Below are 19,518 nucleotides of genomic sequence, written 5' to 3'. Positions count from 1 at the left end.
CTAGCCACACAGATGGCGTGTTTGATATGGGGCCAAGGCTTGAACAGTCAGCTCTCATTCGCTCCCAGCGCAATTGCCGGTGCAAGCTTGTTTAAGCGTGGTCGCGGTGCAGCACAGCTCCTGGGCAAAACAGGTGCCTATTAGCTCGTGCATTCTGCCGGCAGAACCAATTGACTGAACGGTGGGATCTAGCCCATCAGAAGAAGGTGGAGGATCTAGGGCTCTAACTTATTCCGCCGTAAGAAGTTCGAGAACCAGCGTCTGGCGATAAACCGTCGAACCACAAATTCGGCCGAGGAAGGAGCCTCAGTTAATAGTGGTCGGTACCATCCGTGCCCACGCCGCTGTTGATGCTGTCGAAGAGAGCGTAAGAAGCGATGTCGTAGGTCGCGGTTGTCACTGCAACGCCGGTAGCGGAGCGGACGAAGCCGTCGACCACCACGCCCGTGGTGACGCCGTCAGCCACCATCCGGTTTTCGCCAGCGAAGGATGCACCCTGGGCGATCGAGGAAAGCTGCTCCTGCAGCTTAGTCACTTCGAGCTGGATCTGCGACCGATCGGTTGAGCTTTCAGTCGCAGTAACAAGTTTGGCCTTGATCTCGTTGACGACGTCAATCGCACTTTCCATCGCGGAATAAGCCGTATCAATCTTAGCCGCGCCGACGCCGAGCGCATCGGCGGCTGCGTTCAAGGCCTTGTTGTCGGAATTCATTGTGGTGGAGATTGACCAGTAAGCCACGTTGTCGGCGGCCCTACTGACCTTAAAGCCAGACGATACGCGGCCTTGAGTGGTTTCGAGGTCGTTGTTGATCGTGTTCAGCGTCTGGAGCGCAGAGTTCGCTGCGATGTTCGTCAAGATACTTGTCATATTAGCCCCAAGGCAAAAGGAACAGGAGGGGACATTCCGGAAAGGCCGGGAGGGGGCTTGGAAGCTTCATGCCGGGCAGAAAGTCATCAGCTCTCCTGACCTGCCGCTTAGGTGAAGCTAATAAAGCAATTCATGGTTAACGAACAACTAAGAGCGCGGCTGTTTTCTACCGCGTCCTTTAGCACACGCCGAAGGTTCGGAAGTTACAACCACTCCCGCTTTGTGCCGAGGATCTGTCCTGGGTCTGGATCGACAAGTCGGCCGGTGCAGCCACAGCAAGAGTCCTTCTCAACAATGGGCTGAGCTTAAGCTGAGCCGGGAGCGACAATGCCTCGCCCGCTTTTACTTTCGCTTAACTATTTAGCGTTAGTTTAATTAGCGATAGCAGTGGCACCTGCAATCACCATAAAGGGCTCGTCTCATGGCGTGACGGGCCCTTTTTCTATGGTTAGACGACCACCGTTGATTTTGATTCCCCGCCTATGGATTTGCTCTATGTGCCTTTCCGGCTGCAGGCGAGCCTCCTCCTGCAACGAACCATTCGCATCCCCCTTTGTTTAGGCGACGACGTTATTGAATCCAGCTGAACAGATGCCGACGTACAAGAGAATTCAGCAAGAAGTCAGGATTGCTGCTGGTTTCACTCCCGAAACTGGGTGGATCGCTCATGTGCTATCCGATAGAGGCAAGACCACCAGACAGGCCTACACTCGGGAATCCGACAGCGCCCGCAAGAAACCGTGTCCACCACGCAAGAGAGCAGCGATCGAAGCCGCAATCGACAAGCTGCTGGAGAGTTGATGCTTGATGTCTAGCCTGAAGCTCTTTTTGCTTTTGAGCCACTTTCGCCAGTACTTGCAGTTTCAGAAGGCGCTGCCAGTAAGCCTCGCCGGATGGGATCCCAAAATGTTGGACCCTTCATCGGCAGGTCCGCCTGATCAGCGCCGAGAAGACCGCATTAGCATCATTGATGCGCCTTCTTTTGAGCGAGATCAAAGGCAAATTGAGTGCGGATTATACGACTGATATCGGTTCACATGCTAGTTGGGAATAACCAACGTTGCTGATACGACCTCCCGCAGATAATTCATCAGAAGAATTCACCGTTCAGCTGCTCGGCGGCCATAGCTTTGTGGCTGCAGAGGGTAATGTTGTTTTCACCACCGTTCTCGGCTCTTGTGTTGCAGCCTGTCTCTACGACCGCCGCAACCGCATCTGCGGTATGAACCACTTCCTTTTGCCGATCGGTGGACAGCGAAATCCTGAGGCGCAGGGTAGGTTTGGCGATGAGGCGATGCTCACCCTCTTGCAGGACATTCTGTCACTTGGTGCGAGCCGGCGTGACATCACCGCACGGCTATATGGCGGCAGGCGGGCAATCGTTGGAGGAGTGGATATCGGCGGCTCAAACGCGGAGCTCGCATTGCAGTTTCTCAAGCATAATGGGATCCCCGTAACGGATACTGATCTAGGGGGCGAGGCTACGAGATGGGTGCGCTTCCATCGATCAACTGGAAGAGCCTTTGTGAAATCGAGTAGGGCTGCTTTCTGAAGAGTCCACACGAACACCATATCGAGTACCTGGATCGAGAGCGGTGGCCCACCGGGCGAGCTGCCCAGTATCGAAGGATCGGGCTCGCCCCTGATCAGGGCGGGATTGGCGGTAGCGGCTGACAACCGAATGGATATCCACTATGACCCCGGCGGACTGGCTGCTTTGTTTCCGCCGATTTCTCAAGTTTCCTGCAAGACCACTGAACTGGGTTCATTCAAACCAAGACTGCTCGTCCTTGAAGATGACGGCCTTATACGCCTGGATCTAATCGACATGCTCTGCGACCAAGGCTATGCTATAGATGAGGCGTCAACGGCAGACGAGGCGCTTCAGGTGCTAGGAGCGACAGCCGATTTCGCGGCTGTCCTGACGGCCATCCACATGCGCGGCACCATGAACGGTCTCAGCCTCGCAAACGTCGCCCATGAGCGCTGACCGGCGATGAAGATCGTCGTGATCTCTGGGCGTAAAATACGGCTGCGGGGGTGCTTCTCCGGGCGAAGTTTTTGGCGAAACCACATTCTCAGAAATCGCTAGAGCGAACTCTGGCGGAGGTGGGAGTGGCCCGAAGCACCGGACTTGGTCCGTACCACTCGGCAAGGTCAACTCGCTATAATCGAACATGGTGCCTCAGCCGGCTGAAAACGTTTAAACAGCTGCCATCTACAGGCTTGGATCCGCGACTTTGGCTTTGGAGTGACCTACTGTTCGCTTTCAGCCTAGTCCGAGCTTGTAGCCTTCATGTGTCGCCTCGAACCCGAGCCGTTCGTAGAACCGATGCGCGTCTGGACGCCGCTTATCACTCGTGAGCTGCATCAAGACGCACTCATGTTCCCGGCTGTAGTCGATCGCCCATCTGAACATGGTCTCGCCGATATTCTCGCCACGTCGATCGGTCTTCACCCGAACCGCCTCGATCTGAGAGCGCTTCGCCCCGCCACGAGAAAGGCCCGGGATGAAGGTGAGCTGAAAAGTGCCCACGACCTCTCTCGTGTGCCCGTCCTCGACAACGCAGAGGAACTGTTTCGGATCAGCCTCAATTTCCTTGAATGCCGCACGATACCGAGCGTCGATGGCACCTCCTATTGCCTCTCTAGAAGAGCCGAGTACATCGTCCGCAAGAAGCTCGATGATGGCCTTAAGGTCGGCCTCGACAGCGCGCCTAAAGATCAAGCTCATGGTTTTGGGCCTTCCGAAAAGGACAACATCATCGCGGCGCGGCGTAGCGGGTCTAGTCCTGCTGCAATTTCTTCGTCAAGGATTGCCCAAAGATGCGGGGTTGTGTCCTGTGGATGAACGAGTCGAAACCCGATCGATAGGTAAAATGGAGCGTTGAAGGCTGCCTGCCGATCGGTTGTCAGTGTAGCCCCCTTGAGCTCTCTCGTCCGCGCATCATCCAGCAGTGTCTGAATCAACCTCCTGCCGATCCCCTTCCCTTGCCAATCCGGGTGAACATCCATCTCAGCGACATGGAGCCAGCCATCGATCGCGTAGCCGCCACACCATCCTACGATGTCGCCTCCAGGAGGCGACGCTGCATAAAGGAGCTGCTGCTCGCAGTACCTGTGCAAGTCTTTGTCATCGCTAACGGAGGGATCACCGGCAACCGCTCCAGCGGCGCGAAGCGTCTCGTATGCCGCAAGTTCTATGGAACGCAAGACGGGGAAATCATCCCGAGTCGCTGGTTTGACGTAGAAATGTGTCATCCCGTCGCGTTCATCGGAAGCGGGAGCATCAAGTCCATTGGGCGAGCCTCCCATCCTGTTGATTGGCACTGAGAACCGGAACCGCTTCTCCGAGAGTTCTCGATAAATATGCTGTGCCGACGGGTCAATCCCCAGTGCCAGCCGAACACATCAGGCCGGAGAAAACCGTGATGGCCGCCTCCAGCGCATATGCAGGAGCGGGTACGGACGACCTGCATCGTCGATATCCGAACGGCCGGTTACCTGAAAACCCATCTTCTTATAAAACATCCTGCCGGAGCAGTTCTGCTCGTTCACGTCAACCGTCACCAGATCTCTATCGGCGAAGAAGCTCTCCAGGAGAAGGCGGCCGACGCCCATCCCTCTGCTCTCGGCATGAACGAACAGCGCGTCGACATTGTTGTCTGTCGTGCCTATGAATCCGTGCGGCACGTCTTCGTCATCAACCGCCACCACCAGAGGCGCCGTCGGTAGATATGACGTCTCAACCAGTACGCTGATCTCCCGGAAGTCTTCCTCCGACAGGAAGTCGTGCGTTGCCAGCACAGCGCTGCGCCAGATCTCGAGGTTGCGTGGCACATCCTTGTCCGTTGCCGGTCTCAAGCTGAACATTGGTTATCCTTGAAGAGGTGCAGCGCTGCGTATTGCAGCAGCATGATCGTCTTTCCGTCGCGGATGCGGCCGTCAGAAATCATCTCAAGGGCCTCCTCAATCGACGGCTCCAGCCGCTCGATATCTTCCCCCTCTTCGGCGTTACCACCTCCTTCAGACACCTGATCGACGGCGGAATAGGATCCCACAAAGAAGTGGAGCCGTTCGGTGACGGATCCAGGGCTCATGAAGGCATCGAACACCTGCCGCACATCAGACACCCGGTATCCAGTCTCCTCCTCGACCTCCGCGCGGATCCGATCCTCGGGGCTCGCATCGTCGAGCAGGCCAGCCGGCGTCTCGATCAGGAGGTCGTCATGGCCGTTGACAAAGGCCGGGTAGCGAAATTGCCGGGTAAGCAGGACTGTCCTGCGCCTCCAGTCGTAAAGCAGGATAGTAGCACCATTGCCACGGTCATAGGTCTCGCGGCTCTGTCGCTGCCATGTGCCATCGCTCCTCTGATAGCTGAATGTCGTCTTCTTCAAAACGTACCAGTCGTCCGAAAGGGTCGTCACATTCTCGACCCTCACCTTGTGAGCAACTGCCATGCCAATCTCCTTTCAAGTTACTGCACGATATTGCACAACATTCGTTTTCGTGCAATATGCAGCATCATCAGGAGAATTGTGGCGATGCTTACGATGGAACGGAAGGCTCTCATTCTCGACAGGCTTCAGAAAGAGCAGCGGATTGTCGCAAAGGATCTAAGCCAGCAGCTGGGCCTGTCGGAAGACACTATACGACGAGATCTTCGCGAGCTCGCAGGTGAAGGCCTGCTTCAGCGAGTGCACGGCGGCGCGCTACCGGCATCCAAAGCGCTCGCTGACCTACCAAGCCGAAGAAAAATTTCCGCCGAGGACAAGACGGCCATCGCAAAGGCGGCGGCGGCGATGGCCAGAAATGGTCAGGTCATATTCTTGGATGGTGGGACAAGCACTGTTGCGGTGGCTCGCGCTATTTCCATGCAACTCCATGCGACCGTCGTCACGCATAGCCCCGATATTGCGGTTGCACTTCTTGAGCACCCGAACATCGAAATCGAGCTGATCGGTGGCCGCATCTACAAGCACTCCAACGTGGCAGTGGGGGCCGCGGCGAGCGAGGGTATCTCCCACATCCGCGCCGACATCTTCTTCATGGGTGTGACCGGCGTCCATCCCGACTACGGCCTTACGACAGGCGACAGAGAAGAAGCGGCGATCAAGCGCGCCATTAGTCGTCAGTCGGCGGAAACGATTGTTCTTGCGTCCAAGGAGAAACTCGGCGCGGTCTCTGCTTACGACATCGTCGGTGTCGATGAAATCGACGGACTGATCGTTGAGAAGAGCTGCTCGAATGATCTCCTGAAACCGTACCAAACGCGTGGGATCTCCATCACACGCGCCCACGCTTGAACAGACCGATCAGAATGTCGGCGCAAACCCTACCGCGCCCGGGACTTGTCCGACCAAAGCGAACTTATGCATCGACTTCGAAAGAGTGAAGCCCTTGTCTCGACACATACTCTTCCTGCCGTTTTTCGCCTCTGTGTTCGTCGGCTGCCAGAGCGCACCGCCTGAAATGCCGATTGGCTATAATGGCACCACCAAAGATGGGCTGGTGACTGCCAGACCGCTGACGGATGCCGAGAAGGCCAAAGCGATGAAATCGGCACAGCGTGCAAGCGACATGGCGCCGGCAATCCTGGCCGCAAACACCTTCGGAGGACTGGACCCAACCGGCATGACCCAAATGGCGGTCACTGCGGAAACCACGCGACGTATGCAAGATTTCCAGCGGTACGTCCCCGGCATGATGGCGGCAAACGTCCAGCGGTTAGAGGCGTATTGCGAGACAAACCCAAAATTCGAAGCTTGCGTCGAGTTCCATAAAACCAAGGCCGAAATGAAAGCGCGCGGTCAGCGCATGCCGGACGGGTCTATTCCCCAGCCTTGAGAGGTCGGATCCCTTCAGCCACTCCTGACAAAGGCGGATGAGTCAGGAAGTGGCACGGCCGGGATGCATTCGCACATACGCCTTTTAGAGATGCCAAACCAAATGGCACGTCATTTATGGTTCATGTGTGAGCCGATGAATCAAGCAGCACTACCCAACGTGCTTCTCGGACCAGTCATGCCCCGCATGCCGAGATACCAAAGCCTGGCGCGAGAGGTGCAGCAGATAGGCCGCAGAGCGTGTACCGCCGGGAAGGAGCAACAGAAAAAAGGGCCGGAGACAATGTCTCACGGCCCAAGGTTTGCCATCGACAGCGTAGGGAGGAGACCGCGTCAATATTACCCAGTCTGCCCGATCATGGTTAACGAAGCGTTAAGACCGGCCGCGGCACCTCGGGGTCTCGTCGCCCTGCCTGCGAACTCGACGTCTGGCGGCCCATTGCCACTGGCGTGCCGAAGAGGAAGCCCTGCATTTGGTCAGGTGCCTTCTCCGTCAGGCGCGAGCGCTGATTTTCCGTCTCTATCCCCTTGATGACCACTGTTATCCCGAGGCTTTTCCCAAGCGCTAGAGCGGAGTCTATGACTACCTCGGCAACAGGATCGTCTTCAAGTGTGGCTACGTAGCCTCTGTCGATCTTCATTTTCGTGAATGGATAACGCCGGAGGTTGGAGATGGAGGAATAGCCGCTGCCATAGTCGTCCATGACCAGTTTGGCTCCAATTCGTGTAAGGGCCTCCAGGCAACGGGCAATGTCAGTGCGATCCGCCAGCAAGGATGTTTCCGTGACCTCCAGCTCTAGTCTATCAGCCGGAAGGCCGCTCGTCTTCAGGGCCGTGGTCACATGATCGACCAGATCAGCACCACTCAATTGGCGTGCTGAGACATTGACTGCGACGAACAAAGGGTGGTCCCAGGAGGCTGCGTGCCGGCAGGCCTCTTCAAGGACCCATCTTCCGATCTCGACGATGCTGCCGCTTTCCTCGGCCGCCTCGATGAAGACAACTGGAGAAAGGGTCCCGTAAGTGGGATGGCGCCAGCGCAAGAGTGCCTCGTAACCGAGCGGGTTTCCAGAGACAGGTTCGACAATGGGCTGATAGAGTAAAAACAGTTCCCCTGCCTCCACGGCGCCTCGAAGTTCTTCTTCCAGCCGACGGCGCGTCCGCTGCTGCTGGTCAAGGAAGCGGTCGAACGCGCAGGTTCTGGCCTTGCCGAGAGACTTGGCGCGATATAACGCAGCGTCGGCATTGTTCTGCAACTGCTCGAGTTCATCCCCATGTTCAGGAAAAGTCGCGATCCCGACGCTTACCCCTAACGAAGAGGCCTTGTCATGCGCTCCAAATACCGCCCTGAACCTCGTCACAAATATTGACGCAGCTTGTTGCGCGTCAAATGTCTGGTGTCCGGGCAACACCACCGAGAACTCGTCCCCGCCGATCCTCCCGACTATCGCATCCGTTATGAACGAGGACGTCAGAACCTCAGCGACCTGCTGCAGAACGGTATCCCCTACTGCGTGCCCATGCACGTCATTAACGGCTTTGAAGAAATCGAGATCAAGGGTAAGCAGAGCCAAGCAGGAGTTTTCCTCCCTTACTCTTGTTAATGCTTTCTCAGCCAAACCATTAAAGGCCCGTCGGTTTAAAAGACCCGTCAACGGGTCATGCGAGGCGAGATGAAGGAGTTGCCGATCCGTTTCAAGGCGCTCACTTATATCGCGCAGACCATACACTGATGTCTCGCGGCCCTGGTATTCGATGACACCTTCGACGATTTCAACAGGAAGGGGTCCGCCGGGCGTCTGCAAAACGCCTCTAACCCCGTCCCGTTCGACTAAAAAATCGGAGAACTTGAGGGACCTCAGATCCTGGATCGGATTTGCCATCAGCATCGCAAATCGCTCATTGGCGTGAACGATCTGACCGGCACGCGTCAGTACGATAGCTTCGAAGGTCGCATTTGCCAGTCCTTTGACGTCCGTCAGGTGCCGATCGAAGAACAGTGCCGCAACTCCGGTGGTAATCAACAGGCTGGAAACGATGCAGACGCCGGTCGCAATCCCGACACGGTCGAGGAAAGTTAAGGCACCGGCTGCGTCGGGATACAACGGAACGACGCTGAGGCCGCTCATCGAAACCAGGTGGTGGCTGCAGACGGCAGCGACGATCAGCAGGGCAGCGGAACCCAGCCTCGTGCTGGTCATCCGACCAGCCAGAAGCAGCATCGCGCTGACCGAGAATGCGCCACCCAATATCCAAGCAACAACTGCCGTCATAGCATCATCTTCGATGAGAGCAGAGTTGCCGATGGCGCTCAGGCCGATGGCGTGCATCGTCGCAATGGCCAGCCCTAAGAGGATCCCGGCCGCTACAGTACCTTGCCGACCTGGCACGTAAAGGAAGGTAAAAGTTGCGAGACAAGAGACCACGACTGCCACGACTATGGACAGCCCGGTTTCCAACACCTGATACGATACCGGAACGTTGTATGAGAGCATGGCAATGAAATGCGTTGCCCAGATCGTTCCTCCAAGTACGACACCAGCGACAGCAACCCAGAGGTTCCGATGCGCCTTGACGCATTGGCGGGCACGCGACAGCATGAAGACACCGGCCAGATTGCCAGCGGCGCAAACAAAGACGGCAACAAGCAAAAGCAGCCAGTTGTGCTGCTCGGTGATACAAGACACGAGTCGGATCATCCGGACCTCCGGCCGGCACCATTCCATGCAGAGCTGACGCTTGGGTTAGGGAAGTTGGTAAAATTTTAACTGTCCTGGAAAAGCGGACTGCTGTTCAGCTAATTATGAGCAGCGGTCTTCCCTAGTTCTGTCGTGTAAGCTACTGCCGTGGTTAGTCGAAATGCTTTTCCACGGCTTCAACGACTGCCCAGCTATAGCAACCTCAGAAGCACCGTAGCTTTAAAGGCACCTCGGTCACCACGCGCGAGCTCACGGTTTGCACGCCTTGAACGGGATCGAACCGTCGACCCCTTAATTCGCATAGCAAGAAGATATTCATTTCCTAGAACTAGAAAGATCCCAGCCACTGGTGTGACGAGAACTTGCCAGCAGCCGCGATGATCAAAGGGGGCCACTATCCCGGCCCCATCTGCCTCGCCTCCACCGTCGTTCAGACGCGCTCTACCTTCGGGAAGTCCAATGTCGTTCCGACGATGTTGTTGACGCTGTTGGTCAGAATATTGATTGCGACATGCGCTATAGTCTCCAGGATCTCAGCATCCGACAATCCATAAGAGCGCGCCGTCTCAAGAGCTGGCGCCGAGGCTTGCCCATGGGTTGCGTTGACGGCAAGTGCTATGTCGAGGACAGCTTGGATCTTCGGATCCGACGTGCGGCCATTTTGCGCTGAGGCGCGGTCTTCTGCCGAAACGCCGACAGCGCGGGCAGAACCGGTATGGGCAGCGAGGCAGTAATCACAACCGTTTGCCGATGCGATGGCGATGGCAATCTGCTCCTGTGCCTGCGGGCTCAGCACGCCCTCATGCAGGAAGCGCTTGCTGCCGGTATAGACGTCCAGCGCGGCCGGAGCATGCGCGAGAACACGGAAGAGGTTAGGCACCTTGCCCATGGATGCCTTCGCTCCGGCAAAGAGCTCCGCAACATGTGGTGTGACTTCGTCATCAGACAGAGCGGTAATGGTAGACATGATCAATCTGCTTGATTGGACCATTGCTGGTCGGTTGGTGAAATGGTGAGGATCCGGTTGTGACCCGATCAGCCTTCGAGGAACTGCTCGAGGTCGCGGGCAAAGCCCTCAATGTCCTGGAAGAGGAAAGCGTGACCGGCATCTGGATAAAGTATGAGCTTGGCATTGGGTGCCTGCTGCGAGAGCACATAGGAGCGATAGGCCGGGATCATCACGTCATGCGCGCCATTGGCGACCAGTATCGGCAGCCGCAATTCGCTTGCCCGGTGCAGCACGCCAGGCCAGGCGGAAATTGCCTTCACCTGCGCCATCAGCGCTAGCGGTGATGCTGCCGGCCCACGATCAGGCTGAGAGCGGATACGAGCGAGAGAGGCGCGGCCTTAGGCAGTGGCGCAGTCGCTGGGCGGATAGAAGAGGAAGAGAAAGTCCTCTTCGTCATTCTCGCTCCTTGTCATGACCTGCGGCACGCGCGGATGCTGCTGCGGACCGTCGGCAACAGGCCCGGGGCTAGAGCCCGCAACGATCAGACGGCGAACCAGATGCGGGAAGTTCAGTGCAAACTCCAGGCCAACCGCTCCACCCAACGACCAGCCGAGGACATCAACCTGAGACAATCGAAGCGCTGCCACGACGTCGGCAGCGATGGCTGCCATCCCGCCGATGGTCGCCGGCACGGTGCCGTTCGATCGTCCAACGCCGGCGCTGTCGAAGCGAATGATGCGGCGATCCTTGGCAATCGCTGCAATGAAAGCCGGATCCCAATCATCCATGGTGCCACGAAAGCGCTGCAGGAGAAGGAGCGGGATGCCTCCTTGCGGTCCGTCGAGGCGGATGGCGAGCCGGCCATGGCTGGTCTCGATTCCGCCATTGTATTTGGAAGAGAACATGAGGTTTTCCTTTCATCACCCGCCGTGAGGTCTTCTGATGAAAGAAGATAGATCCGGTCGATTGCGTCTTAATGACATAGAAACGTCAGTTCAGGACGCGCGCATCAAATCACCAGATCAGGGTCTTCGACGCCCTCTATCAGCTTCAGGCTGCGGCGCAGGCCCTGCGGCGGCTGGCCGAAAAAGCGTAGAAATGCGCGCCGCATACGATCGCGGTCCGCAAAGCCTGTATCGCGGGCGACGATGTCGAGGGGATGACGGCCGTCTTCGAGCATCACTTTTGCCGCCTCCAGCCGCAGGCGCTCCACGGCCTTAGCAGGCGATTGTCCCGTCTCCTCGCGAAACAGGCGACTAAACTGGCGCGGGCTGAGGCTTGCGGCTTCCGCTAATTCCTCCACCGTCAGCGGATTTCGCAGATGCTCCTTAGCATAGACAAGCGCACGGCGCACCCGGTCCGAGCGCGGCTCCAACTCCAGTAGCGCCGAAAACTGCGACTGCCCTCCTGGCCGTCTGTGATACACCACCAGTTTGCGCGCAATGGATCGCGAGAGTTCGGCACCATGGTCGTCTTCGATCAGTGCCAGCGTCAGATCGATGGCGGAACTCATGCCTGCCGACGTCCAGATCGAACCGTCCTGGATGAAGATGCGGTCGTCATTGACATGGATGTTGGGGAACCGTTCCTGCAGGCTGCGCGCGTGAGCCCAGTGGGTGGTGGCGCTTTTTCCATCCAGAAGTCCGGCCTCGGCCAGCAGAAATGCCCCGGTGCAGACGCCAGCCACCCGTCGGCTTTCGCGCCCCGCATGAGCGATGTAATCCCTCAACACCGCAGACACAGGCTTCGGAAGCAATTCGCCGACGACCATCAGCGTGTCGGGGAAGTCCGCGAGCGGCTGTGTCTCAATACCGATGCCAAGCGAGGATCGAATTGAACCGCCGCTTTCGGACATGACGGTCAGCCGGTACGCCTCACTACCGATGGTCTCGTTGGCGAACTCGAAGGCGCTTAACGCGGCCATCCCCATCACCTGAAACCCATTCTCCATGATGAAGCCAATGTGCCGCATGTTCGAATCCTTGTCCTTTTTTGCCGTTTGTATGTCATTTCAGCCATCATTGTCTACGGCTAATGTCCCTCCATCGACACGGGGTTGGACGTTCCAATCCACAGCCAAAGGAGCGAACAATGAGCAACACACACGGGACCATTCTGATAACAGGTGCATCATCCGGTATCGGCGCCGTATATGCGGATCGCTTTGCCCGGCGCGGCCAAGATCTCATCCTGGTGGCGCGCAATCTCGCCCGCCTGAAGGATGTCGCCGCCGCATTGACGGAGCGTTACGGCGTGTCGGTCAGGGCACTTGCCGCGGACCTCGGCACGGAAGACGGCCTGGCTGCGGTGGAAAAGGTTATTGCACAGGACGACACCATTACACATTTGGTAAACAACGCTGGCTTTGGCAGCGCCGCACCTTTGGAGACTGCCGCAATCGCGGAAATGCAGGCCATGGTGGCAATCAATGTCACGGCACCGATGCGTCTTACCTATGCCATCGTCCCGCTCTTCAGGCAGCGCGGCAAGGGCACCATCATCAATATCTCGTCCATTGTCGCCATTGGACCGGAGATCCTCAACGGTGTCTACGGCGGCACCAAATCTTTTGTGCTGGCCTTCAGCCAGTCTCTGCGCAAGGAGCTGCATGAGACAGGGGTCAATGTTCAAGTCGTGCTCCCCGGGGCAACGGGAACAGAGTTTTGGGACATTGCCGGGCTTCCCGCAAGCAACCTGCCGGCCGAATGGGTCATGTCGGCGGAGGACCTCGTCGACGCTGCGCTCGTCGGCCTAGACCGCGGCGAATTCGCCACCATTCCTTCTCTCATGGATGCAGCCGAATGGGACGGCTGGGAGGCCGCCCGGGCAGCCATGCTTCCGCATCTCTCGAGTGCCCGGCCTGCAGCCAGGTATAGCCTGCGCACCCAGGCCGTTTAATGAATGTCATGGAGGGGAATGCCGTCAGCGGCATTCCCCTCCCCTCCTCTCCCTTAAACGATATCCGTGGCGGCAGCGCTGTCCTTCTGCAGCTCAACCTCAGCCAGCCTCTCGTTGAGCGCCCTGGTGATCGCGCCATAGGCATCACTGCCGAGCACCAGCCGACGGGACGCCGGCGATTGATCAACTGACGCAATTATTGCCTGAACATCCTGGTCGGGTCGCCGAGCGGCTGACGGGTGCCATCTTTCAAGAAGGCATGAACCATTCCCGCCGGCGTTCCTCTGTAGACTTCAAGATCCTGCCCGACATTGGATCCGGCTGTCGCGCGAAAACCGGTCCGAGCCCCACCAGGCTCGACAATGGTGACACCGATACCAAAACCCGCAACCTCCTGAGCAATGGACTCCGTAAAACCCTCAAGGCCCCACTTGCTGGCATGATAGAGGGAAGCGCCCGGGTGGGTTGCTTGTCCGCCATAGGTTGAGATGGCAAGCAAGCGTCCATGCTGGCACCGATCCACGTAACCCGCGCCGCTCTGCCGCATCTGCGATCACAAGGCGGTAGGTTGGTTTCGATCTGCATCCGGATCTGAGCCTCATCCAGCCCTTCCAGGGCACCGAATAGGCCATAGCCGGCATTGTTCACGATGACGTCGATCGTTCCGAGCTCGTCAAATGCCCGGTCGACAACACGCCCGACCAGCTCTGCATCCCGAACGTCGAGCAGGGCATGCCAGAATGCGGAGCCATATTGCTCGTCGAGCTCCTTGATGCGATCGGGAGATCGCGTCGTGCCGGCAACACGATCTCCGCGGGCGAGCAATTGCTGGGCCATCTCGCGACCAAAGCCGCTGCTGACGCCGGTGATAAACCAGGTTCGGACCATGGGTCACATTCCCTTAATTGGATTGCAAACGGAAAGCGCCGCTCAACCGGGCTTTGAGGCGATAAAGGTCTCGGGCGATCCGTCCGCACTGTTCACGAATACAATATCTGTTGGATCACGGCGTGGCGTATCGACGGAAAGGAACACAACCGGTTCTTCAAGGATGTTGGGCAGGGCATGAACGGTGCCCCGTTCGAAGAACAGGAGTTGGCCGGGCTCGAACTCGGCCTCCGTTGCAGGGTCTTCCATCCAGAAGGTGCCCCGCCCGGACAGGACATAAAGATACTCATCGCTGCCCCCATGGTAATGCGGCGGCGTTCCTTTGTAGACGCGAAACACCCGCGAGCTTGCTGCAGGCGTATCGCGTAGATACGTGTCCACAAGCAAGGTCTCCGCTGTTTGCGGAAACTGCTTCATGATCGACAGGATGTCGAAGCGGGCGGATGTTGCAGTGCTTTGATCAGACATGGTGATCTTCCCTGTCGTTGCTTCGCCTCTCAAATGACCCCGACCACGCTCAGGCGATCGCACCGCCACCATCCACACGGACGTTCGACCCGGTGGCGAATGGCGTAGTCATGAGGAACAGCACCGCGTTGGCGATGTGCTCAGGCTTGCCGATGGTCTTTGCCGGCAGGTTCTCCGACACGCGAGAGAACATCGCCGCCTTGGCATCGTCGGCCATCTTCGACCACAGCGGCGTATCGATCAGTCCGGGTGACACGGTGTTGACACGCACCGGCGAAAATTCGAGCGCAAGGCCGCGCGCCAGAGCTTCAAGCGCTGCGTTGATCGCACCCTGCAGAACCGAGGAGGCGGATGGCCGTTCACTTAGGAAGCCGGAGATAAAGGTCAGCGAGCCTCGCTCCGCAATACGGGCCGTACGGGCAACCCGATAGGCGCCCCAGAATTTGCTCTCCATTGCCGATTTTGCGTCGTTGAGAGCAAGCTTGCGCAATGGACCCGTTGGCGTCTGCGCTGCAGAGACCACCACGTGATCGAAAGCGTCGCGTGAGGCAAAGAAAGTCTCAAGCGCCGCCTCATCAGCCGTATCCAGCACGGCGGTCTCAGTTCCGGGACCCAGCTGCTGGGCGGCGGCCACCAGTTTATCCTGAGAGCGGGAGGCAATGGTGACATGAGCGCCAGCTGCAACGGCCGCCTCGGCAACGGCAAAGCCAATACCGGAACTGCCGCCGACGACGAGAACGCGAAGGTAATTGAGCGAGCTCATGGCTCTTCCTTTCTATGGGAAATTGAAGACGTGCGTGATGTCAGGCCAGGCGCTGCAGTCGATGCAAACGCAGCGGTTCGGCAAGCAAGTCATCCAGTCGCTCGGTAAGCGACTGGAACGGCGCGCCGGCGGCATGGGCATTGAGAGCGCTCTCATCCCGCCAGCTTTCCAGCATAACCGCCATGTCCGGATCATCGCGGTCGACGTGCAGGTCGTATCGCAGGCATCCGTCTTCCTTGCGGACTTCCGGCACTATGGCAGCCAATGCGTCAAAAAGGGCTGCGCGCTTTTCCGGCTTCGCCTTCAAGAGCGCAATGAGTTCAGTTTGGTCAGTGAGTGGCACACTCATGACGGTCATCCTTTTGTTCGAAGAAAGAAACTGGCTGGACATGGAAGAGGCGGAAAGCGATGTCGAACCTTCACTGCTTCAGACCTTGGCTGCCTCAGGTGAGAAAGCCTTCAAGCACCACCTTGCCCTTCGTCCTGCCGCTTTCGATGGCTGCATGGGCCTTGCGCAGATTGGCAGCATTAATGGGCGACAAGATTTCAGTCGCGGTGGTCCGGATCTTGCCCTCGTCGATGAGACGAGACACCTCGTTCAGCAGCCTACCCTGCTCTGCCATGTCGGCGGTCTCGAAGATCGAACGCGTGAACATCAACTCCCAATGTGTGGAAACGGCCTTGCGCTTGAAGCCAAGCACGTCGAGGCTTTCCGGATCATCGATCAACCCGAACCGGCCCTGCGGCGCGATGAGCTCGATGATCTCTTTGAGATGGCGATGGGTTTCGGTTGTCGAGAATACAAAGGCGGGGGCACCGATACCCAAAGCCGCCACCTGCTCGGAGATCGGCTTGGAATGATCGATTACATGATGGGCACCAAGCGTCTTCACCCAGTCCTGCGTTTCCGGCCGCGAGGCTGTCGCAATGACGGTAACGCCTGTCAGCGCACGCGCGAGCTGGATGGCTATCGAGCCAACCCCGCCAGCGCCGCCAATGATCACGATGGCGTTCGCCGCACCCGGGACACTTTTGCGGATATCCAACCGGTCGAATAGCATTTCCCAGGCGGTGATGGCCGTTAGCGGCAGGGCCGCGGCCTGCGCATCGGAGACTGATTTCGGCTTGAACCCTACAATACGTTCATCGACGAGATGAAACTGGCTGTTGGCTCCGGGGCGGATTAGAGAGCCGGCGTAAAACACCTCATCGCCAATCTTGAAATCCTTCGCTGCAGGTCCGGTCTCCACGACAGTGCCGACCGCATCCCACCCAAGCACCTTCCACTGTCCGGCTTCCGGACTGGCGCCCTTGCGAACTTTCGTATCGACCGGATTGACCGAAATGGCCTTCACCTCAACGAGAATGTCCCGGTTTGCTGGAACCGGCCGGGGAAGCTCGATGTCCTGCAATGCGTCGTGGCGCTCGATAGCTCCCGGTGCCTTATAACCAATGGCCTTCATGATGTGCTCCTTTGATGATCGACTGCGTTGTCGATTGATATGGAGCTAAAATGAGCTATTATCGAAAAGACGCAATACGCACAAAATACACATGTAGTATCAAAAAGGATACTGTTATGGCCAAAGCTCGCCATTCGCGCTTCGATTGTTCTCCCGGCTGCTCGGTTGAGGCTGCCGTTGGCCTCATTGACGGAAAATGGAAATCGGTCGTGCTCTTTCACCTGCTTTCAGGGACACTGCGGTTCAACGAACTGCGCAAACACATCGTCAACGTGACCCCCCGCATGTTAACCAACCAGTTGCGCGAGCTTGAGGACGACGGCCTGATCGAACGCAAGGTTTATGCTCAGGTGCCGCCAAAGGTAGAGTACAAGCTGTCAGAGCTCGGCCGCAGCATGGAACCGATCCTGCTCGCCCTTAAATACTGGGGTGACGCCAATATCAGTCTCTATGGCAAACCACGCGGGATGGATCCGCGCGAGACGGTTGCCATGGAGACGCCGAGCAGTCGATCAGCGTAATGTCCTGAATTGACGTTTAGACGTCATTTCAGACATGGATTACTTGATGCAAGATCTCTCCATCGAAGCGCGGCCTTCAGCCGCTCGGTTCAAAGGAGAGACCCATGCAACTCGAAAACAACACGATCTTTATCACTGGCGGCACATCCGGCATCGGCCGCGCATTGGCGGAATCCTTCCATCGCCTTGGCAACAAGGTCATCATCGCCGGCCGCCGCAAGGCGTTGCTCGATGAGGTGACCGCAGCCAATCCGGGCATGGAAGGCATAGAGCTCGACATTGCCGATCCGGCCGATATCGATCGTGTCGCAACGCTGCTGATCCGCGACTACCCGAGGCTCAATGTCCTCGTCAACAATGCCGGCATCATGCCCTTTGATGACGCGGGCGCAAAGATTGATGACACGCAGTCACGTCGGATTATCGACACGAACCTGCTTGGTCCGATCCGCCTGACTTCGGCTCTTATCGACCATCTCAAGGCTCAGTCGAAGGCCACGATCATCCATAACACGTCGGTTCTGGCCTATCTGCCGCTCGCTTCCACCGCAGTCTATTCCGCCACAAAGGCAGCGTTGCACTCTTATGCGCTATCGCAACGCTTCCAGCTGCGCGGCACCAATGTCAGCGTCCAGGAGATCGCGCCGCCGTGGGTCGATACCGACCTCGTCAAGAAGAGCGGCGATCCTCGCGCCATGCCGCTCGACATTTTCATCGAGAAGACCATGAAGGGCCTCGGGACGGAATCCGAAGAAATCTATGTCGAGGAAATCAAGGCCATCCGCGACAATCCGGGCAGCGGGGAGCACGCGCTCTTCAACGCCTTCAACCAGGCTCTCGCTGCCAACCCGATCCCCGTTTGACAGAGACAGGCCGCCACCCGGTTGCCGAACGGGCAGCCGGGCATTCGGCAGGAGGTTACCATGCTGCAGAAACATGATCTGAAATCCGCCATTCCCTTGAAGGGCGAGCATTTGGGGCAGCCCGAGCCATCCATGCTGCCGGCATGGGTCCTGGCACTCGGTACTTTCGCAATCGGTACCGAGGGTTTTATGATAGCTCCCTTGTTGCCGACCATCGCTGCCGATCTGGGCATGAGCCTTTCCGCGACGGCCATGCTTGTCGTTGTCTTTACCCTCGTGCTAGCGCTCAGCTCTCCTATCGCAACGGTCATTACCGGCGGGCTGCGCCGGCGGGACACATTGCTGCTCGCCATGACGATATTCACGGTCGGTAATCTGATTGCTGCCTTCGCGCCCGGGTTTGGCACGCTGATGTTTGCCCGTATCCTGATGGCTGCCGCCGCCGGTCTCTATGCGCCGAACGCCAATGCTCTTGCCGGCATGATTGTACCGACAGAAAAACGGGGGCGTGCGCTTGCCATCGTCAGCGGCGGCATGACCATTGCGATTGCGCTCGGCCTGCCACTCGGTTCGATCATTGGCCATGCATTCGGCTGGCGCTCGACATTTCTTATGGTTGCCGCCATGGGAGCCATCGCGATTATCGGCATCCTGACAGGCGTTGGACGCAATGCTGGTGCGCATATGGCCATCGTAAGCATTGCTGACCGTATCGGCGTCATCCGCCAGGCTCCCGTTCTGAAACTCCTCTCGGTGACACTGTTCTGGTCGATGGGCGCCTACACGGCCTATCCCTATATCGCCCCCTATCTCTCCCAGACGCTGGGCTTCGCCGACAGGGGCATTGCGGCAACCGTCACGCTCTGGGGCATATTCGCGGCACTCGGCGTGTTCACCGGCGGCGCATTGAACGATCGCTTCGGATCGCTCAAGGTTGCGAGCGTCTCGCTTGTCGCGCTCGCCCTCTCTTTCGCAGCTTTGGCGGTAGCCACAGCATTGCCGGGGGCTGCCGTCTCTCTGGCACTTCTCGCCGTTGCCGGATGGGGCTTCAGCGTCTGGTCCTTCTTTCCCGCCCAGATGGCCCGTCTGATCGTTGCGGGCGGCCAGGGCCAGGCCTCGGTCGCGCTCTCCCTCAACACGTCCACCATGTATCTCGGCTTTTCCATCGGCAGCGCAATCGGCGCGGGGATCATCGCGGTGGGTGATGTCTGGATGGTCGGTGCGGCTGCCGCAGTGATGGAACTGGTAGCCTTGGCTCTCGACAAGATCTGGAAGCGGAATGGAAGTTAATC

The 19,518-nt window shown here is 57.9% G+C and carries 23 protein-coding genes and 1 pseudogene; 8 read left to right on the top strand and 16 right to left on the bottom strand.

Going from position 1 to position 19,518, the window contains the following annotated elements:
• Positions 1–310: 310 nt before the first annotated feature.
• Positions 311–856 carry a flagellin N-terminal helical domain-containing protein gene (locus E2F50_RS22030; RefSeq protein ID WP_425375416.1) on the bottom strand — a complete coding sequence of 182 codons (546 nt, stop codon included), beginning with the start codon at positions 854–856 and terminating at the stop codon, positions 311–313.
• A 1,072-nt stretch (positions 857–1,928) separates the two neighbouring features.
• On the opposite strand from E2F50_RS22030, the gene E2F50_RS22025 reads away from it, so the two are divergent.
• Positions 1,929–2,420: a chemotaxis protein CheD gene (locus E2F50_RS22025; RefSeq protein ID WP_133318343.1), complete on the top strand. Its 492-nt coding sequence runs from the start codon at positions 1,929–1,931 to the stop codon at positions 2,418–2,420.
• A gap of 129 nt (positions 2,421–2,549) precedes the next feature.
• Complete coding sequence (locus E2F50_RS22020; protein WP_133318342.1) at positions 2,550–2,858, top strand: response regulator; 309 nt, start codon at positions 2,550–2,552, stop codon at positions 2,856–2,858.
• Positions 2,859–3,137: 279 nt separating this feature from the next.
• Here E2F50_RS22020 and E2F50_RS22015 read toward each other — a convergent pair whose 3' ends face one another.
• The 4 genes from E2F50_RS22015 to E2F50_RS22000 form a co-directional block, all read right to left on the bottom strand.
• Entirely contained in the window at positions 3,138–3,602 is a 465-nt protein-coding gene (locus E2F50_RS22015; RefSeq protein WP_133318341.1) for a GNAT family N-acetyltransferase, read from the bottom strand.
• Positions 3,599–4,129 (bottom strand): GNAT family N-acetyltransferase, encoded by a 531-nt coding sequence (locus E2F50_RS22010; RefSeq protein WP_133318340.1) that lies wholly within the window; start codon positions 4,127–4,129, stop codon positions 3,599–3,601. Before E2F50_RS22010 ends, E2F50_RS22015 begins: the two co-directional genes overlap by 4 nt.
• Positions 4,130–4,279: 150 nt before the next feature.
• The gene (locus tag E2F50_RS22005; RefSeq protein WP_133318339.1) at positions 4,280–4,741 is read right to left on the bottom strand and encodes an acetyltransferase; all 462 of its coding nucleotides are present in this window, start codon (positions 4,739–4,741) and stop codon (positions 4,280–4,282) included.
• A complete protein-coding gene (locus E2F50_RS22000) occupies positions 4,729–5,328 on the bottom strand; it encodes an NUDIX domain-containing protein (protein WP_133318338.1) in 600 nt (199 codons plus the stop codon). The genes E2F50_RS22005 and E2F50_RS22000 overlap by 13 nt, the downstream gene beginning before the upstream one ends.
• Before the next feature lie 84 nt (positions 5,329–5,412).
• Here E2F50_RS22000 and E2F50_RS21995 point away from each other — a divergent pair, with 84 nt between their 5' ends.
• Positions 5,413–6,174, top strand: a complete 762-nt coding sequence (locus tag E2F50_RS21995; RefSeq protein WP_133318337.1) for a DeoR/GlpR family DNA-binding transcription regulator — start codon at positions 5,413–5,415, stop codon at positions 6,172–6,174.
• A gap of 85 nt (positions 6,175–6,259) precedes the next feature.
• Positions 6,260–6,715, top strand: a complete 456-nt coding sequence (locus E2F50_RS21990) for a hypothetical protein (protein WP_133318336.1) — start codon at positions 6,260–6,262, stop codon at positions 6,713–6,715.
• Positions 6,716–7,076: 361 nt separating this feature from the next.
• Here E2F50_RS21990 and E2F50_RS21985 read toward each other — a convergent pair whose 3' ends face one another.
• The 5 genes from E2F50_RS21985 to E2F50_RS21970 form a co-directional block, all read right to left on the bottom strand.
• The gene (locus tag E2F50_RS21985; RefSeq protein ID WP_161974310.1) at positions 7,077–9,413 is read right to left on the bottom strand and encodes a bifunctional diguanylate cyclase/phosphodiesterase; all 2,337 of its coding nucleotides are present in this window, start codon (positions 9,411–9,413) and stop codon (positions 7,077–7,079) included.
• Positions 9,414–9,843: 430 nt separating this feature from the next.
• Positions 9,844–10,380, bottom strand: coding sequence for a carboxymuconolactone decarboxylase family protein (locus E2F50_RS21980; RefSeq protein WP_133318334.1), 537 nt, complete (start codon positions 10,378–10,380; stop codon positions 9,844–9,846).
• Positions 10,381–10,448: 68 nt separating this feature from the next.
• The gene (locus E2F50_RS23480; RefSeq protein ID WP_245515545.1) at positions 10,449–10,691 is read right to left on the bottom strand and encodes an alpha/beta fold hydrolase; all 243 of its coding nucleotides are present in this window, start codon (positions 10,689–10,691) and stop codon (positions 10,449–10,451) included.
• A gap of 69 nt (positions 10,692–10,760) precedes the next feature.
• Complete coding sequence (locus tag E2F50_RS23475) at positions 10,761–11,267, bottom strand: alpha/beta fold hydrolase (RefSeq protein WP_245515544.1); 507 nt, start codon at positions 11,265–11,267, stop codon at positions 10,761–10,763.
• Between the two features lie 104 nt (positions 11,268–11,371).
• On the bottom strand, positions 11,372–12,334 hold the full coding sequence (locus E2F50_RS21970) for a GlxA family transcriptional regulator (RefSeq protein ID WP_133318333.1): 963 nt from the start codon (positions 12,332–12,334) through the stop codon (positions 11,372–11,374).
• A gap of 119 nt (positions 12,335–12,453) precedes the next feature.
• On the opposite strand from E2F50_RS21970, the gene E2F50_RS21965 reads away from it, so the two are divergent.
• On the top strand, positions 12,454–13,260 hold the full coding sequence (locus E2F50_RS21965) for an SDR family NAD(P)-dependent oxidoreductase (RefSeq protein WP_133318332.1): 807 nt from the start codon (positions 12,454–12,456) through the stop codon (positions 13,258–13,260).
• A gap of 196 nt (positions 13,261–13,456) precedes the next feature.
• Here the strand turns inward: E2F50_RS21965 and E2F50_RS23610 are convergent, their stop codons facing one another.
• The 6 genes and pseudogenes from E2F50_RS23610 to E2F50_RS21940 all read right to left on the bottom strand — a co-directional run bounded on the left by E2F50_RS23610 (position 13,457) and on the right by E2F50_RS21940 (position 16,842).
• On the bottom strand, positions 13,457–13,807 hold the full coding sequence (locus E2F50_RS23610) for an SDR family NAD(P)-dependent oxidoreductase (RefSeq protein WP_342635752.1): 351 nt from the start codon (positions 13,805–13,807) through the stop codon (positions 13,457–13,459).
• A gap of 77 nt (positions 13,808–13,884) precedes the next feature.
• Positions 13,885–14,097 (bottom strand): annotated as a pseudogene (locus E2F50_RS23605) (SDR family NAD(P)-dependent oxidoreductase); the annotation flags it as partial.
• Positions 14,098–14,190: 93 nt separating this feature from the next.
• Positions 14,191–14,616, bottom strand: coding sequence for a cupin domain-containing protein (locus E2F50_RS21955; RefSeq protein ID WP_133318331.1), 426 nt, complete (start codon positions 14,614–14,616; stop codon positions 14,191–14,193).
• 49 nt (positions 14,617–14,665) lie between these two features.
• On the bottom strand, positions 14,666–15,379 hold the full coding sequence (locus E2F50_RS21950; protein WP_133318330.1) for an SDR family oxidoreductase: 714 nt from the start codon (positions 15,377–15,379) through the stop codon (positions 14,666–14,668).
• A 40-nt stretch (positions 15,380–15,419) separates the two neighbouring features.
• Complete coding sequence (locus tag E2F50_RS21945) at positions 15,420–15,728, bottom strand: putative quinol monooxygenase (protein ID WP_133318329.1); 309 nt, start codon at positions 15,726–15,728, stop codon at positions 15,420–15,422.
• Positions 15,729–15,822: 94 nt separating this feature from the next.
• On the bottom strand, positions 15,823–16,842 hold the full coding sequence (locus E2F50_RS21940) for a zinc-binding alcohol dehydrogenase family protein (protein WP_133318328.1): 1,020 nt from the start codon (positions 16,840–16,842) through the stop codon (positions 15,823–15,825).
• Positions 16,843–16,958: 116 nt separating this feature from the next.
• Between E2F50_RS21940 and E2F50_RS21935 the strand changes: the two genes are divergently transcribed.
• The 3 genes from E2F50_RS21935 to E2F50_RS21925 all read left to right on the top strand — a co-directional run bounded on the left by E2F50_RS21935 (position 16,959) and on the right by E2F50_RS21925 (position 19,516).
• Entirely contained in the window at positions 16,959–17,363 is a 405-nt protein-coding gene (locus E2F50_RS21935) for a winged helix-turn-helix transcriptional regulator (RefSeq protein ID WP_133318327.1), read from the top strand.
• Between the two features lie 104 nt (positions 17,364–17,467).
• On the top strand, positions 17,468–18,226 hold the full coding sequence (locus E2F50_RS21930) for an SDR family oxidoreductase (protein ID WP_133318326.1): 759 nt from the start codon (positions 17,468–17,470) through the stop codon (positions 18,224–18,226).
• Between the two features lie 60 nt (positions 18,227–18,286).
• A complete protein-coding gene (locus tag E2F50_RS21925) occupies positions 18,287–19,516 on the top strand; it encodes an MFS transporter (RefSeq protein WP_133318325.1) in 1,230 nt (409 codons plus the stop codon).
• The last annotated feature ends 2 nt before the right edge of the window (positions 19,517–19,518 follow it).

The sequence above is a fragment of the Rhizobium deserti genome (assembly GCF_004358025.1).
GTDB classification, from domain to species: domain Bacteria; phylum Pseudomonadota; class Alphaproteobacteria; order Rhizobiales; family Rhizobiaceae; genus Neorhizobium; species Neorhizobium deserti.
The sequence above is the reverse complement of the archived record's forward strand: the minus strand, read 5'-3'. Positions and strand labels throughout refer to the sequence as shown.